Source organism: Streptomyces melanosporofaciens, assembly GCF_900105695.1.
Taxonomy (GTDB): domain Bacteria; phylum Actinomycetota; class Actinomycetes; order Streptomycetales; family Streptomycetaceae; genus Streptomyces; species Streptomyces antimycoticus.
Genome location: NZ_FNST01000001.1, coordinates 470155 through 486098 on the forward strand (window position 1 = coordinate 470155; position 15944 = coordinate 486098).

The following is a 15944-nucleotide window of genomic DNA, read 5'->3' on the forward strand; positions in this document are numbered from 1 at the left end:
GCGGACTGGGGGCCGGGCGGATGAATGTGGTGCTGTCACAGGGCCTCCTGGGCGAGTGCGGATGATGGCGGGCGGATCCGGCAGATCCCCGGGCCGCGGACATGGGGAGGAAATACGGAGAAAGCAGTACAGAACATGCTGTTCCCCTTGTGCGTTACTGTCATGAGCCGGTCATCCTGAGATTCAGGGCGGGCACCGTTACGGCTTGTACGCGAGAGCGGCATGGATGCAGGAGTCGGCCTCCGCACCCGGCCGGGTGTCCTCGGCTCTCCAGCGGTTGGTGGCCACGATGCCGGGGGTCAGCACGGCCAGGCCCGCTCCGTCGAGGAATCCAGCGATGGTGGCCTTGTCCCGCGGGGTCACGATCACCCCGCCCTCGGCATACATCCGCGTCAGGTTGTGCACCGGGCGTCGCTCGTCGTCGTAGTCGTAGGTGCCCTGGCTGAAGGCCACGTAGCTCCCGGACGGCAGCGCGCTGACCAGGCGTTTGACGATCCCGGCCGGGTCGGCATCGTCCGGGACGAACAGGAACACCGACGCCAGCACCAGCCCGACCGGCTCGGTGAAGTCGATGAACTCCCGCACCACCGGGGCCTGCACGATCTCATCGGGGTCGCGGACGTCGGCGGTGAGGTGGCGGACCCGGTCGTCGACGGCGAACGACGCCTGCTGGTTCGCGGTGATCACCGCGTCCTGGTCGACGTAGACCACCCGGCACGAAGGATCGGCCCGCTGCACTACTTCGTGGACATTGGGGGAGTGGGCGAGCCCGGAGCCGATATCAAGGAACTGCCGGATGCCGTAGCCGGCGATAGTGCCCACCGCCCGCATGACGAACTTGCGCTGGTTGCGCGCGATGAGCCCCACGTTGGGCACACGCTGCTCTATTCGCTGGGCCAGGGTCAGGTCGCCGGGCCAATCGTCTCTTTGGTCCCCCAGGAAGTGTGCATATAACCGCGCCCCGTGCGCGGTGTCATCGGTCATGCTGCTCTCCAGTGGTCTTGTATCCGCTCGAGCAGGAGGCGTGTCTGCTCTCCGCGGCGGGTGGCCTTCCCGACGGTCTGGTCGAGGACCGCGGTGTAGTGCGCGACGGCTGAGGGTTTGTTCACGAAGCTGAGGTCGTCGAGTTGCTGGACGCAGACGGTGTCCGGCAGCTCGCGCGGGCGCAGGCGGTAGACACAGCAGGCGCCGGCTCGGGCCGCGGGCGAGGGGCCGGCGTCGTACGGCACTATCCGGAGGTCGACGCGCGGCTGGGCTGCCATCTCCAGCAGGTGCGTCAGCTGGTCGGCCATGATGCCGGGGCTTCCGATCTGCCAGTGCAGTACCGGTTCGTCCAGCACCACCCACAGCAGCGGCCCGGCGTCATCCTCCAGCACAGCCTGGCGCCGCTTGAGGAGGTCGAGCTGCCGGTCAGGATGGGCGCCGGGGGCCAGGGCGCGGGCGTAGTCTTCCGTCTGCAGTAGGGCGGGCACCTCCCACGGGGCGAAGGCCCTGATCCGGGTGGCACCGCCCTCCAGCATGACGCAGTCCGCCATCGATTCGGACAGGTTGTACTCGTCCCACCAGTTCCGGCCCGACGCTCTCTCCGCCAGCTCCACCAGCGCGCTGACTTCCCCCGCGTCAGCACCGTAGAACGACAGCAGCTCCCGTAGATCCGGCTGCCGCGGGGGCCTGCCGAGTCCCTGCTCCATCCGGCGGATGGTGGTGTGATGCAGCCCGAGCCGGCCAGCCGCCTGGGCGAAGCTACGGCCCGCCCGCTCCCGCAGCGTCTGCAGGTGCCTGGCTAACACCCTGCGCAGGATCGCCGGACTGTCCTCGGACACGTCACTCCTGTCTCTGCCTGGTGGCCCCGCGCGTCGTGCCCACGCGCATCGAGATTTGCGAATCGCATTCCGCGATTCGGCTGTGACCCACGGGATGTTAGTGGTCACACCACTACGAAGGGCAAGCGACATACCGGCGACCGCGTCTCTTCTTCAATCAACTGTGCGTGCTTCATGGCCATTTGGAATGCAATCATCCGGCTGAGGGAGTGGGTGAGGGCCTACAGGTCGGTCCACGCACAGCGCTCCGCCGGTGCCTCCAGCCGCCACTGCTCCGGAGAACCGGCGAGCCGCGTCCAGACCGGCGCTCGGGGGCCGTGCTCCTTAAGGTCTGACAGCACGGCGGCACCGAGCGGCACTTTCACCGCCATCTGGGCGACCAGCGGATGCTCGGCGGCCATGGCTTGCAGATCCTCGATGCGGTGCTGGTAGGTCACCGGGCTGGCGTTGGCGAGGACGAACAGCAGCCGCGGAAACACCGGATACCAGCGCTGCCACCCCGGGGCAACCGTCGGCTGGGCAGCAGCCGATCGCCGTCCGGCGAGCGGCACCTGTGTGTGAGTGTAGAAGCGGGCATACCGGATGAGCTTGCCCGCGAGCTTCCCGCCGGTTGACGTCGCCCGATCGACCTCGACGAAGGCGCGTAGCTGAACCCGTGAGCCGTGGAAGGAGGAGACGCCGTAGTGCAGCAGCGCATCGGCTTGCAGCAGTTCGCCGTCCGGCAGCTGGTGAACGGTTTCCGGAATCCAGTCCCACGGACCGTGCTCATCGCCGCGGTTGCGCGCGTCTTGGACGAACGCCAGATGGGCATCGACCACCGCGCACGTATGCGCGGCAATCAACGAGGCCACCGTCTTCTCCATGACCGGGTACTTCGACCGTCCGCGCACCTCAGGCCAGCTCTCGGTGGCGCGTACACCCTCGCGAGTGAGAAACCAGGCTCGCATCCGATGGGCCGAGGGCATGGTGATGTGATCGACTAGGCGCTCCCTGCGCAAGGTGTTGAGGATCCCGGCCAGCCGGGCCCGGGAGCTGGGCTGGAGCAGGCCCTGCAGCTGCCTGGTATTGACCACACGGTGCTGAGCGAGCGCGGCCAGGGCGCGGTGGGCCAGTGTTTCTGGGAATCCCGGTGAGGTCTCCGTTGTCGGTTGTCCTGGGCTGGATACGGTCACAGGTGCCTCCGAGTGGGTGAAGCGGCCTCGTGCGGGCCGGACGATTCGGCAGCGGGAGTGCGCCCCACGCTGGTGAGAAAACCGACGATGCGCTGCTGCTGTTTCTCGGCGATGGCGACCAGCTCGCTCACCGGACGTGCGCCCGCCTTCTTGTCCGCGGCTCGGCTGAGAGCCCCGACAGCTCTGGTCCGGGCGAGCCGGGGGAAGACCTCGGACAGCTCAGGACCCCGAACCTGCAACGGCCCAACACGACGGCCGTCGACGGTGAAACTCATGTAGTGGTGGTACCGGTCGAGCTCGGTGACCTCGACCGGGTCGACCTGGTCCCCCCACTCGTTGGTGATGTGCCGGATCGCATCCAGCGACCCGGCCGTGGTGGACAAGGTGGAGGAGTTCTGCATCAAGGAGGCCCGCACTTCCGGAGACAGCCGTTGGAGTAGCTGGGTCATGCCGTGAACCCGCACCTTGAACTTGCGCAACTGCTCCAGGATTTCCGCGATGCTGGTACCGGCGGCCCCGTCCAGGGAGATGAGCTCGTCCAGGTAGGCCCGGAAGGGCACCCGGTGGCGTTCGTCCACATCCCGCCGTGAGAGTCCCGCGCGCAGCAGGTCGCGCACGAGCAGGGCCACCAGCAGCCGGTCCGTCGGTCCGTTGCCGGCCGGGCAGATCCACACGACCATCCGGTTGTCCATGGCGGCACGGATGTCGTAGGCCCCGACAGGGCTGCCCAGCATGGCGTAGGTGGCCGGATTGGCCGCCAGCCGGTCCAGCGGGTTGAGGACCGTCGGCAGTGCGTCCGGAGGAATAGCCGCGAACGATGTACGCCACCAGGCGACCTGCTCGCTGTCGAGCACTCCGAGGACCGCCTCGCGGAAACTCTGGTCAACGAGCAATGGCCGGATGTGGAAGATCGTGGCCTGGCACTCAGGCTTCTGATTCCGGCAGGCCGCGGCGTTCACTGTGACCAGGGCCTCCACGGCTTTGGTCGCGATGGTGATGGCCCGGGGAGCGGCAACGTCACTCCAGCCCAGCGCGGAGGCCAGGGCGTCCACCACTGCGCCCACGACTTCATGGGCCTGTTGCCTGGAGTCCATCCCCAGCGGATTCCAGCAGCCCACCCGCGACCGCGGTCCGGCAACGGCAAGATCGATCCGTGCGATCCGCTCCATGATCGTGTCGTGGGCCATATAGGGGGCCGCTCGTTTCCACGAATCGCCGTGCGGATCCACATAGGCCAAGCCGTGGCCGGCGTGCGCGGCTCCCACCGCCTGACACAGAGCCCGTTCTGTCTTTCCTCCTCCCGCCTTACCGACGGCCACCTCGTTCAAGGTCTCTTCCTCGCGCGTCGCCAGCAGCCTCCACCGGCCGTCCGCACCGCGATGCCAGCCCTGAAGCAGCAGCCCCGGATCCCCGAGCCGGAAGCCGGGTACGTCGCCCGGCAGCAAGGGCAGGCGGCAGTGCATCGTCGGTGGTTTGAGCAGCCCGGCAAGCTCATCGAGGTGAACCCAGTTGGTGCGCGGCGGCTGCATCTGCCCCGTGCGCCAACGGTGATCGAACACCCAGCACCAGGGCCGCCGGTCCGGGCCGAACCTGACGGGACCCCACAGCTTGCCCATCCAGGCGAACCGGGTCCGCGCGGCGAACACGTCGAGCGCGGCCTGAACCTGCTGCATTCGCCGCTCGGCCCGCGTCACCGTATTGGAAGAGCAGCGCACCATCAGCTGGACACGCACAAGGTGCGCCTCCTCGGAGAGCTTCCCCAGCACCTTCTCCCGGTCAACTCGGCGAGGAGCAGGCGGCATCATGACGCGCCGCGGCGGATAGTCGCCCCGGCCGGAGCTGCCTGGCGTCAGCAGCCGTGAGAGGTGGTACGCGATCGAGTCCTCCACTTCACGGAAGTCCTGTCGCATCCACCGCGTAGCGCGCTGAGCTTCACGCCGCTCACGCTGCCGTGCGGCCTCGATTACCTGCCAGCGGCGGGTCTTGAGCCGCCACCGTGGGGCCGGCTGAAGGTCCAGGCACACCTCGGCCAGATCCCCCAGCCCTGCACGCAGGTCGGCGACCGCGTCCACCAGTGGCTGCAGCGGGTCGGGCTCCAAGGGCACTTCCCTGAGCTGTGACCCTGCCCCGCCATGCAGGGCGAACTGGGCCCGGACCACGTACTTTCGCTGCTTGTCCCGAACAACCGGAGCGATCTTCTCGCAGCGCACCTGCGCATACGGGGTGCTCCGCAGGAGGTGCACGGCCCCGGCCGGCGCCTCCACCCGGTACGACAGGGGGCGCGTCCCGTCCGCACGCATCCGGACCCGCACCGCTTTGGCCCGCCGCGGAGCCCACCACGGCCCGGCCACCGCCGAGCGGGCCAGTAGCGCCCCGTACCGGAAGATCTCCTCAGTAGACGGATCGAACCGCCTGGACGGGACCAGCTCAAATGCCACACGTTTCCTGGTTGCCCGATCGGCGAGCCGACGCCTGGCATAGGACCCCGCGCCGTACAGCACCAGCGCGGCCAGCACCAGCCACAGCCACTGGTCCAACACCCATACGACGACGTCGGCCGAGGTTTCCAGTGCGCTGGCAGCGTGCCGCATGTCAGACGGTGTGCCGGTCAGTTTGCTGGCCATCAGCGTGACGGTGTCCACGTGTTGCCTCCATTTCGGACGAGGAAGACCCGTGCCGTGCGGTTGTCGGCGTCGCCGGTCCCGGACGGGGAGGCACCCGCCCACACCAGGTGCACCACCACCCGTCGGCTCCCTGCGCGACGGGCGATAGCGGCCTGAATACGAAAGCGGCGGTAGGAGCGGACCTCTGCGTCGGGGAAGTAGTGGGGCCACCGCTGCCTGTCGCGGCCGGTGACTTCCGCCGTCCACACCGCCCGCCCGAGCTGGACCAGGCGCCGCTCGGTCTGCGGGGAAAGGTCGGCAGGGGAGGAGCGGTCGAGCGCGCGCTGAATGGCGGTGTCACCGGCGGGCCCGTCGCCGGGCGGCGGGAGCACCTCGTGTCCGGTCGGGACGGCTTCGCTCCGCGGGCCGTGCTCGCGCAGCGTCGGGTCAGTCGAGCGCCGTGGCGCGGCCGAACCCGCCGATGGCGAGTAGGGCTTCCGTGGGATGGAGCGAGCGCTGGGCTGAGGGGGTGCCTGGCTCTCGCCGCTGTCGCCCTGGATCAGCAGCACGCCACCGGCCAGGGCCAGAACGGCTGCCGCGCTCAGCGTCGCCAGGACAGACCTGCGGGATCTGTGAGCCGTCCTCTCACGGGTGGGGAGGCGCTTGCGCGAATGGGCCTTCTTCCTGGTCGAGGTCACCATGGCCGGGCTCCTCCGGCGTAGTCGGACATGACGCTCACCGGGTCGACCTGCACCTTCGTGCCGGGCCGCAGGGCGTTGATCATTTTGCCGTTGCCGAGGTAAATGCCGACGTGGTGGATGGTGCCGTCCGATGTGGGCACGTAGCCGTAGAACACCAGGTCGCCTGGCTGAAGCGCCTTCACGCCGGCGGAAGCGGGGATACGGCGTCCCACGCCGGCCTGTGCGGCGGCGGTCCGCGGCAGGGTGATCCCTGCTCGGGCGTAGGCGTAGCTGGTCAACCCGGAGCAGTCGAACCCCCGGATGCGTTCCCCGGACGATCCGCCTGGGCTGCAGCAGATCCCGTAGGAGGGGCCGTTGACGGATCCGCCACCCCAGGAGTACGGCATCCCGCGCTGGCTGAGCGCGGTCGCCAGGACCGTCCGGGCCTTGCCGGTGACTCCCTTGATCGACGCGGCCGTGCCGGTGGTCTTGTAGCGGCTGATCCACCCCATCACGTCGGCGACATAGGCAGCCGAGTGGTTGTAAGAGCCTATGGCTGTCTCCAGCTGCCGCCGCTGAGTCAGATCACGGCCCCGTCCGCTGCCGCACAGGTACACCGCCGCGCTCAGCGCCGCGTCGTCGACGTTGTGAGGATCCGTCGCCCTGTCGTCGTTACCGTCCTTGCCGACGGTGCGGAAGGTGGAGGGCAGGAACTGGAAGGGGCCGACGGCTCGCTCGCCGTCCGGATCTCCATCCCACCGGCCGCGGTCGGTGTCCGGCACTGGTGTGGTGTTGCCGCCCGCCCCGGAGCCGTCGAGCCTCGGTCCCAGGATGCGCGGGCGGACGTCACCGTCGGAGCTGACGGTGCGTCCGGCCGCATGCCCGGATTCGACCTTGGCGATGCCGGCCAGGACCTGCCACTGCATCCCCCGGCACCGGGGCCGGTAGGACCGGACGTTCTCGGCGGCCGCGATGTAGGCGGTGAGCATGCGGGCCGGGATGTCAGCGGCGGCGGCCGCCGCGTTGGCCGCGGTCCCGCCCGAGCCGGAGGACGCCGACATCGACATCGTCAGCGGCCCCGCGCAGCACACCAGCGCGACGAACAGCACCACCCCCAGGCACCCCAGCTTCCGTTTCACGACTCGTCACCGTCCCTGCCACCGCGGCCGCCCCACCGGGGCCGCCGCTCCCAGGTGGAGCGCTGGGCCTGCATCAGGGAGTCGAGGATCCGCCGGCGGGCCTCACGGCGCGGATCGACACCGGCGCTGGAGGAGGCGGCGGGCCGCGAGCCGCCGATGTGCGAGTGCGGGCGGTCCGGCGACGTTGACAGGGCAGCGGCCGTGGCGGCCGTGGTCACGCCGCGGCGTACGGCGGCAGAGGCAGGCGGACCGTAGACCTGCGCGGCGGTCGCGGCCCGTTGCCCGGCCCTGTCCACCGCCTGGCCGGCTCGGACCGCCGCGCGGCCGACCGGCTCCCAGTGGTGGGCGTCGGTGCGTACCTGGTTGCTGTAGACCCGCAGCTGAGTGCGGGCATCCTGTGTCGCCCGGCTGGCGCGGCCGCGGCCGCGGGATAGAGCCGCGGGCAGTCCGTAGGTGGAGTAGTAGGCCAGGCGTCCTGTTCGCCGGGCGATGCGGTAGCCGCGGAAGCGCACCATGCGGTTGTGGACCCGCGTGCCCAGCAGCGTCCGCCCGTCCTTCGGGTCGTACAGAATCTCCCCGGTGCGCCTGTCGGCGATCATCCGCGCGGTGCCACTCCGACCCGAGCCGGTCTCGTCCCCGCCTTCCGCAGAGCCCTCGCCGTCACCGTTGCCGGCGGCGGTGGGCTTGCGCCACCGGTCGAGCTTGGCGTCGTCCGGGCGTCGGCCGATCAGCAGACCGTAGGCGCCCCCGAAGGCGAGACGGCCTGCGATGAGGGCGGGAGCCAGACCGCGGCGTGCTTCGGCGGCGGCATCCCCCAGCAGCTGCCCGGAGTCGACGGGCATACCGGTCCCGTCGGTCAGGGCCGCCAGGTTGTTGAGGAGTTTGTGGCGCATGCCCAGGGCGGCGTGCGCCGGTGATCCGCCGCCGAGGGCCATCAGCCCCGGCGAACGCCCGAAGTTGGCCGAGCCGTGCATGGCCAGGGCCGCTCCGATCTCGGAGGTGTCTCCGGGCAGATGCGTGCCGCCGACCTTGGCGTAGCGCATGCGCATCGCCATCCGGGACCCGAACTCGCTGGCTCCGCGCAGCAGACGGCGGTGGAAGGCGAGGGCGGCCAGCGCCAGGGCGTCGACGAGGAGCAGCCGTTCGACCATCAGGTCCGGTCCGTTGGTCAGCACCGCGTCCACGCCGATCCCGAAGGCAGGCAGGAAGCCGGCGGTGACGAACATCAGCAGGACGGAGATGAGGAAGATGGACGCCCATCGCCAGACGACCATGCGGCTGGGGCCGGGCAGCATGCCCCAGACCAGGGCGACGCCGCCGACCGCGGCCGCGCCGACGTCGGCGCCCTGGGCGCCGAGCAGGACCAGGGCCATGGTGCTGGCCAGGGCGGTGATCAGGATGACGGCGATGAGCAGCAGCAGCACGGCGCCGACCCGATCCCACGTGGGGTTCTGAGCGTAGGCGGCGGCCGCTTTCCCGGTGTCGCCGGCGTCCTCCAGGTCCTTCATGAAGTCGTCGAAGTCGACCTCGGAGGGGTTGAGCGCGCTCAGCGGATCAACTTTGAGCTTGATCGTGTCGCCGATCTCATGGAGTGTCGCCTCCCGGCGGCTCTCTCCCCGCAGGCAGTACTCCAGGGCCCGGCCGGTCAGCGGGGCGGGCTCGGCTTTGCAGACCTTCTCCCGCTCGGCGCGCTTGGCCTCTGTGTCGTACTCCTTGCCCCGCACCCATTTCAGGTGGGCGGCGTACGCCTTTTTGTCGTCAGGGTCTTTCGGGTCGAGGATCCGGCCGTACTGCAGCAGCTGGTAGGGCTTGACGACCAGGACGTCGGTGAGCACGTTCTGGATGGGCTGGGCGACCGAGGCGGCATGGACATCGGTCTCCTTGCACGCGTCCTGGATGGGACCCATGACCATGTCGCACGGATCATCGCTGCTGCCTTTCCCCCAGTGGCTGTCCACTGTGATCTGGGTGACCTCCATGGCGGCCTGGTGCGTCTGCTCCAGGGGCCCGTTGTGGCCCAGCAGGTAGTCGGGGCGGATCAGGCTGCTGGCGGCGATCGCCGCGATCACCAGCGTCAGCACGATCTCCCCGAGCCCGCGGCCGACCTTGCCGCGCTGGAAGAGGATCAGCCCGAACACGAACCCCCAGGACAGCAGCAGCCCTTTGAGGCCGAGAGTGTCCACGACGATCTTGTTGTACTCGTCGGCCACCTGCTGCGCGGGCCGGAGCAAGAGCGTGAGCAGTGGAAAGTCGAACGCGGTCTTGATGAGCCAGCAGCTCAGGCCCACCATCAGCCGCACCAGCGTGAACAGTCCGCCGAGCAGCAGAGTGCGCACCTGTCCGCCGACATTGGTCACCTTCCCGGGGTCGGCGCCCATCTCGTAGCGGTTCAACGGCGCGCCTTCGCCCGTGCGGATGTTCAGCGGCGCCAACAGCCCGCCGCCGCCCTCCCCTTTGCCGTCCGCCGCGGTGGCGACCGAAGTGTTCACGATCACGAACACGACGGTGATCAGCACCACGAATCCGGCCGCCCGTAGCGTGCCCCGGTCCAGCCGCCTCACGGGCCATCACCGCCGGCGCCCGGAGGCGGCGTAGACCAGCAGCCCCAGCCCGGCGGGCAGCAGCAGCATCACCCACCACGGCCCAGCGGGGTCGGCGCCGGTGCTCTCGCCGGGCAGCGGCTCGTGGCAGCCTTCCGGGTTAGAGGTCTGAGGAGAGGGGTGGCAGCTGTCCGTCGCCTCGGGCACGGGACCGCTCTCGCCCTGGGGTGCGGTGGCGGTGGGACTGAACGCTTTGCCGGTGTGGGGGAGTGCGCCATCCAGCAGGGCCTCGGTCCCGGCCAGCAGTGCCCAGGCCAGAGCGCCTCCGGCGACGGTCAGCAGCACCATGACGGCGACGGAGACCGCCACTCGGCCCCGGTGCGTCGCGCGTGCGCGCTTGAGCGGTTTCACGCCTGCCTCCCCGGGTTCGGGGCGGTGGCTGGTTCCGGCTTGCGTAGGTCGACGCGCCGGCCGGGCAGGTCACCGGGGGTGGTGAAGATCTGGTCCATGCGGGCCACGGCGGGCACGATGACCTTGATCCGGCCTACCTGCATGGAGGGAAACCGCAGCAGCATCTCTCCCTCCCGGCCTGGCTTCCCGACCGGGGACAGGCCGGTCGTCACCAGCCGCACCAGGTCCTCGTCCTGAGGGCTGAGGCCGAGGAACTCCAGCCCGCGGCGAGCCCGGGCCGGATCGGTGGTGCGGCCCAGGGCCTTGTACGCCAGCAGTCCGCTGACGTCGTGCAGATGCGACTCGTCGGGGGCGCCGAAGATCCCGGCCGCGTTGTGCTTGCGGCCGTCGTAGGTGATCTCGTGTGCCAGGGCGCGGCCTTCGGCGCTGCTGGTGAGCCAGTAGCACTCGTCCATGACAATCTGGCAGAACCTTGTGGGGTCGGTGAACGCGGCCTGCCGGGCGATCGCCGCGATCAGATACATCACGGCCCGGCCGATCAGCGCCTCCAGCGGCTGCTGCCGCAGCACTTCGGGCTGGGCAAACGCTTCCATCGGCGGCAGAGTCAGCCCCGCCGTGGTGATCACCACCAGGTCGTGTCCGGGATCGTCCAGACGCAGCGGAGGCAGCTCGGGGTCGAAGACCATGTCGGCCAATGGGCTGGCCACGACGATCTGCAGCAGATCGGTGAGCGTCTGAGCCGCATCGCGGCGTGCCGGGCCCGCCGTGTCGGAGTCGGCCATGGCCGCCAGCGCGGTCAGGACCGCGGCCATGGACGGGGCAGGGGCAGCGGCTGCCTCTTCGACGGCCCGGTGCAGCACGGCTCCCGTGGTGGTCATCGGCCCGATCCCCAGCTGCAGGGCCAGGTAGCTCATCGCGTAGTGGGCGCCGGTGGGGCCCTCGAAGATCCGTAGCGGGTCGATCGACATCCTTGCCGCGGCCGCGTCGATCACCTGACAGGTGTCCGGAGCGGCCGTCTCGGCGAACGCGGCCCACTCGCGTACCGGCGTGCGGTCAATCACGATCGCCCGGTCGCCGCGGTCGACCACCGAGATGGTCAGCAGCTTCTCCAGGACGGACTTTCCGCTGCCCAGGTCCCCGATGACCCCCACCGACGCGGACGCCTGTTGCTGCGGCGCGTCGGCGACGTCGACCAGGACGGGCCGCACGGTGCCGCAGTCCAGATCGATCCCGATCAGCGCGCCGCGCTGGTCGCCCACTGCGGTGTCGGTGACCGCCCCGCTCATGGCCCAGTCCTCGGCGAGCTGGACCTGCCGGAACTCCCGTCGGATCGTCGGCGGCCAGGACGTACCCGGCAGACCGAAGGTCAGCAGCCGCTCCTGCAGTCCCACTGCCCGCACTGCCCGGTAGTCCGCGCCCCGCAGCAGCCCCGTCAGCGTGCGGGCCCGCGCATCACAGGTCTCGGCCTCCCGGTCCCAGACCGTCAGCACCGTGACTGGCTGGACCTCGACCTCCACGCTGGATCGCGACAGCCGCGCGTCTTCCTCGCCCAGATCCTTAGCCGCGCTCGGCAGCGAACCGGGCATGCCGCTCGGCTTCGCGTCCCACTGGTCGGCCTGGTCGACCAGCTCGTTCTTCTTCTTCCGCAGCTGCTCCTTGGCCCGGTCCGCGCTGAGGATCTCCAACTCGACCAGGAAATCCACTGGAAACGGCAGGCTCTCCAGCTGTGCGAACAGGTCCGCGACGTCTTCCGACACCGCGGGCGGCACTTCCGCCAGCACCAGGTGCGCCTGATACCCGGTGCCCGCCTCGGCCTCCACCTGCAGCCAGTTGCGCCGCAGAGGGGAAGGGACCGCGGCACGCCACCACGGCTTCCGGTCCGCAGCGGCTCGACGTCCCTGCCGACCCGACACTTCTTCCTCTTCGGTGTCCTGGTGAGCGCTGGTGCCCAAGGCCCGGCCGCCTTCGGCCAGCCGGGCCTGGCCCAGGTCAGCGTAGGAAGGGGAGTGCAGCACCCCGTCGCGCATCCGGCCGCCGTACTGGCCGTCGGTCTCGGCGTCGGACAGCAGCGGCTCATCCATCCCACGGTGCACGGCGTGCTGCACCATCCACACGATCTCCGCGGGACTGGCCGGACGCAGGGGCAGCCCACTGCCCAGCGTGGCCGCCACCCAGTCCGCCTGCTCCCGGTAGGCATCAACCTCCGCCCGGCGTACCGGGGTCGGCGGCAGGCCGAAGGCGGCCTGCGTATCCGCCCAGACGGAGCCGACCATCGCCGACACCGCGGCCCGACTGCCCACGGACGCAGACAGGGGCACCACCAGCCACAGGGTCCGGGTGTGCATCTCCTGCTCTTCCAGCAGATCCAGACCGGCCTCGACCGTCTGCGCCCACCCCGGGCACCGCTCCAGATCGACACCGGCGACCATCCGCTCGGCGACCTCGGCCGGATCGACTTGCGCGCACAGCCCGAACAGCCGCGGCGTGCCCGCCAACGACCGCACCAGCGAGGTCACCCGGCCCAGTACTTCCTCCCTGACCTGATCCGGGACGTAGCGGCCGCCGATCGCGGTGACGCGCCAGACCCCCCACACCCCGCCGTGCGTGGACCACAGAATGTGCCCGGCCAGGTGCCGGATCGGCACACGCATCACTGACCCCTCCCGTCGTCCGGTTCTTTCAGCAGCAGCTGCTGCAGTGCGGTCCGCGGCACCGGCGTTGCCTGCTCTTGACCTCGCCGCCGTGCACGGCGCCCAGCTGGGCGCGTGGGCCGGTTCTTCCGTTCCGCCGACGGCGGCGAGCTGGCAGGCCGCCGCAGCACCGGACCGCGCGGTATCGACGGCGTGACACCGGCAGCGGCGGGCTCGATGGTGAACGCCCCCAGCAGCACCTGGGCCCGGCGATCCCGCGCCGGGCGGCCTCCGATGCGCCCGGCAGGCGGCTGGAGCAGCACACTGATCACGCCGCCCGGAGCAGCCCACGGAGACCGGCCCCCGATCCGGGACCGCCGGGCCATCCAGACCGCCACGGCCCACCCGGCCACCGGCACCGGCCCCAGCCACGACCACCAGCTGAACGTCTTGATCAGCAGCAGAGCGCCGACGAAGGCCACCATCAGCTGCGGGGGCGTGTACGGGCCCAACGGGATCTTCCAGTCACCGACCCGGCCCAGCACCCACGGATGCCGACGCGCCGCGGTGTACGTCCGGCTGACCCTCCGTTCCGAAACGCTCATCGCGAGCCCCCCACCGGAGGTACCTGGTCCACGACCCGGGTAACGGCGGGAGCGGACTTCGCCGGGTTTTTGACCTCGTCTTCGAAGATCGACGCCAAGCTGAACTTCGAGGCATAGATCCCCAGCGCGATCGCCATCGCCAGCAGGGCCCCGATCCCGGCCTTCAGACTCCCCCGCCGCACCAGCTCAAGGATCACGATCCACGTCAGCGCCACCGGAAGCCCCTTGTCGGCCCAGCGGCCCAACATGTCCAGCCACCCGGTGCCCGCATCGTCGAGCTGCCCGGCAAGCAGCACGGCGCCGCTCACCGCACACCACCCGCCGCGCGCAACGGCCGACCCGCGCCCGATGCAGCCAACAGACCGACGCCGGCTCCGCGGGCGCGGGCGTGCCCCACCGGCTTGGGGCCGGTGCCCACCGACGCGATCTCCCAGCGACCGTCCCGTGCCGACATCCGCAGGCTGTAGACCAACGGCCAGGCGGCTGCCGCGTCGACCGCCCGCACCCGGACCTGGACCCGGGCCACCGTGCCGTTCTTCGGCACCGGTCCCTTCACCGCGGCGTCATCGGCCGAGACCTGCTCGACCTCCACCCGCTCGTACCGGGGCGCATCCAGCGGCGCCAGCCGCACTCCCGGCGCCAGATACCGGTCCTTCTCACCCACTCCGGTCAGATAAGCCGTCAAGAACTCCGACACCGTCTCCGCCAGCTCGCTCCCCTCCGGCACCGGCACCCGATACACAGACCCCGGTGCCCGCATCGCCTGTGGTCCGGCCATCCGGGCCGGGGCTGCCGCAACGACGAACGCTCCCGCTCCCGATCCGGAGTCGCCTGACGCCACCAGCGGCACCGCGAAGTAGCGCACCTGCTCACCCGATTGCACAGCCACCGTCACCGACCAGGCCCCATCGGACAGCTGCGCACTGCGCACCGCGACCACCCGATCGACACTCAGCTGCGCACCCTCACGCGGCTCGGGCAGATCCACCCCCGGAGCCATCGCGCGCAGCCGGCGCTCATCACCGCTCTGCTCACTCCGGCTGTCGCTGCGCAGCCACAGCGCGACGAACAACTCGGCAGTCCCCGACGGGTCGGCATCCCGCGCCTGGTGGGGTACCGGCGTCTTCTGGATCACCGGTGCGGTCTCGGACGAAGCCGTCATGATCACCAGCGCGACCGGGCCGGCAGCCAGCGCCCCCCACATCGCAACCCGGCCCATCCGGACCCACCGACGGGCCCGCAACAGCCGCACCGGGACAGCCGCCTCAGACGACGGCACCGGTGGTCCAGAAGACGCCTCACGGCGTGGGAACACAGGCATGAGAACTCCAGGTCACAAGCGGATCGGTCGTATGCCTGGAGACAACCCGCCACCCCTGACCGGTCCACTGGCCAGCCACCGTTGACCACCGTCACAACCGGGTCACATCGGCCTGGCCGCGCCGTGGTCGACCAACCGGTCAACCCTGACCACGTCGCCATCGGCCCGCCTGCCTGTGTCGCTCCCGCCGGGGCCCCGGGCGCGGCCGGCCGCCGGGCAGCCCCCTCGCGTCAAGCGGCTGGCGGCCGCGGCCGCGAGTGAGTCGGCCGTGCAGAGCAGCAGCAGGCCCTGACCGCCCCTGGCCGATGGCCGAGCGGCAACGTGACCACTCCCTGCTGCCGGGGCCCCGCAGCGCCCGGGGGATGACGGGCTGCGCAGCCCGCCTCCGTTTCCGGCTTCGTCATTCCTTCCCGGCTGCGCAACCCGGTTCGCCGGTCGCCGTTGCGCAGCCCGGCTACGCAACCACGCGGCTGCGCAATCGCCTCGGCCGTGACCACACCGTCGACCACAGCCAACGTGACGCGAACGTGACTCCTGGCTACCGGATTTGGCCACCGATCCGGTCAGAGCGCCCGGGTCTGCTCATCGCCAAGCAGACCCGTCCACAAGGAGAGCCCGATGCCGCTCTGGCCCCGTCGCTCACGTGCCCACCACCACCGCACGTCCGCAGCACCCGCCCCGGCCACTACCGAATGCACCGCGCACCACACCCCGTCGAGCTCTGTGCTGATTCACGAGCTCCTGTCCGTCATCCAGCACACCCGCAAGATCGGTAGCTGGCTCGCGGCACGCGAGACCCTCCCGGAGGAGTACCTGCTGCTCGCCCGCGGCGTGGTCGCCGACCTCGCCTGCGGCTGGGAGCTCCAAACCGGCGGTGAGGGCCGTGCTGAAGACCTGCTGACCGACGGCCGCATCCGCACGCAGCCGACCGAGGCCGACACCCCCGCAGCCCGCGACCACATCGAATCCACCCGCATCCACGAGCGGTACACGTGACCCGCCGCGCTGCGGCCGCCACGG

At 70.4% G+C, this 15944-nt stretch carries 13 protein-coding genes; 1 reads left to right on the top strand and 12 read right to left on the bottom strand.

The features are described from left to right. Positions 1-198: 198 nt before the first annotated feature. The 12 genes from BLV72_RS02395 to BLV72_RS02450 form a co-directional block, all read right to left on the bottom strand. Entirely contained in the window at positions 199-984 is a 786-nt protein-coding gene (locus BLV72_RS02395; protein ID WP_093459922.1) for an SAM-dependent methyltransferase, read from the bottom strand. After that, on the bottom strand, positions 981-1790 hold the full coding sequence (locus tag BLV72_RS02400) for a helix-turn-helix domain-containing protein (protein WP_167746255.1): 810 nt from the start codon (positions 1788-1790) through the stop codon (positions 981-983). The genes BLV72_RS02395 and BLV72_RS02400 overlap by 4 nt, the downstream gene beginning before the upstream one ends. A gap of 254 nt (positions 1791-2044) precedes the next feature. Then, positions 2045-2995: a replication-relaxation family protein gene (locus BLV72_RS02405; protein WP_244320576.1), complete on the bottom strand. Its 951-nt coding sequence runs from the start codon at positions 2993-2995 to the stop codon at positions 2045-2047. Beyond that, complete coding sequence (locus tag BLV72_RS02410; RefSeq protein ID WP_093459925.1) at positions 2992-5637, bottom strand: ATP/GTP-binding protein; 2646 nt, start codon at positions 5635-5637, stop codon at positions 2992-2994. Before BLV72_RS02410 ends, BLV72_RS02405 begins: the two co-directional genes overlap by 4 nt. Then, complete coding sequence (locus BLV72_RS02415; RefSeq protein ID WP_093459926.1) at positions 5619-6299, bottom strand: hypothetical protein; 681 nt, start codon at positions 6297-6299, stop codon at positions 5619-5621. Before BLV72_RS02415 ends, BLV72_RS02410 begins: the two co-directional genes overlap by 19 nt. Beyond that, positions 6293-7417 (bottom strand): C40 family peptidase, encoded by a 1125-nt coding sequence (locus BLV72_RS02420; protein WP_244320577.1) that lies wholly within the window; start codon positions 7415-7417, stop codon positions 6293-6295. Before BLV72_RS02420 ends, BLV72_RS02415 begins: the two co-directional genes overlap by 7 nt. Further along, positions 7414-9978: a hypothetical protein gene (locus tag BLV72_RS02425; protein WP_093459928.1), complete on the bottom strand. Its 2565-nt coding sequence runs from the start codon at positions 9976-9978 to the stop codon at positions 7414-7416. The genes BLV72_RS02420 and BLV72_RS02425 overlap by 4 nt, the downstream gene beginning before the upstream one ends. 6 nt (positions 9979-9984) lie before the next feature. Further along, on the bottom strand, positions 9985-10368 hold the full coding sequence (locus BLV72_RS02430; protein WP_093459929.1) for a hypothetical protein: 384 nt from the start codon (positions 10366-10368) through the stop codon (positions 9985-9987). Continuing rightward, on the bottom strand, positions 10365-13019 hold the full coding sequence (locus BLV72_RS02435) for an ATP-binding protein (protein WP_093459931.1): 2655 nt from the start codon (positions 13017-13019) through the stop codon (positions 10365-10367). Before BLV72_RS02435 ends, BLV72_RS02430 begins: the two co-directional genes overlap by 4 nt. Beyond that, positions 13019-13603, bottom strand: a complete 585-nt coding sequence (locus BLV72_RS02440) for a hypothetical protein (RefSeq protein WP_093459932.1) — start codon at positions 13601-13603, stop codon at positions 13019-13021. Before BLV72_RS02440 ends, BLV72_RS02435 begins: the two co-directional genes overlap by 1 nt. Next, the gene (locus BLV72_RS02445) at positions 13600-13911 is read right to left on the bottom strand and encodes a hypothetical protein (RefSeq protein WP_244320578.1); all 312 of its coding nucleotides are present in this window, start codon (positions 13909-13911) and stop codon (positions 13600-13602) included. Before BLV72_RS02445 ends, BLV72_RS02440 begins: the two co-directional genes overlap by 4 nt. Then, on the bottom strand, positions 13908-14765 hold the full coding sequence (locus BLV72_RS02450; RefSeq protein WP_244320579.1) for a conjugal transfer protein: 858 nt from the start codon (positions 14763-14765) through the stop codon (positions 13908-13910). Before BLV72_RS02450 ends, BLV72_RS02445 begins: the two co-directional genes overlap by 4 nt. Before the next feature lie 882 nt (positions 14766-15647). On the opposite strand from BLV72_RS02450, the gene BLV72_RS02455 reads away from it, so the two are divergent. After that, positions 15648-15920 carry a hypothetical protein gene (locus BLV72_RS02455; protein WP_093459935.1) on the top strand — a complete coding sequence of 91 codons (273 nt, stop codon included), beginning with the start codon at positions 15648-15650 and terminating at the stop codon, positions 15918-15920. The last annotated feature ends 24 nt before the right edge of the window (positions 15921-15944 follow it).

Bases quoted from the DNA above. Each gene is read 5' to 3' on its own strand.
- BLV72_RS02395 (WP_093459922.1), bottom strand. From the start codon at position 984: ATGACCGATGACACCGCGCACGGGGCGCGGTTATATGCACACTTCCTG.
- BLV72_RS02415 (WP_093459926.1), bottom strand. From the start codon at position 6,299: ATGGTGACCTCGACCAGGAAGAAGGCCCATTCGCGCAAGCGCCTCCCC.
- BLV72_RS02435 (WP_093459931.1), bottom strand. From the start codon at position 13,019: ATGCGTGTGCCGATCCGGCACCTGGCCGGGCACATTCTGTGGTCCACG.
- BLV72_RS02440 (WP_093459932.1), bottom strand. From the start codon at position 13,603: ATGAGCGTTTCGGAACGGAGGGTCAGCCGGACGTACACCGCGGCGCGT.
- BLV72_RS02450 (WP_244320579.1), bottom strand. From the start codon at position 14,765: ATGACGGCTTCGTCCGAGACCGCACCGGTGATCCAGAAGACGCCGGTA.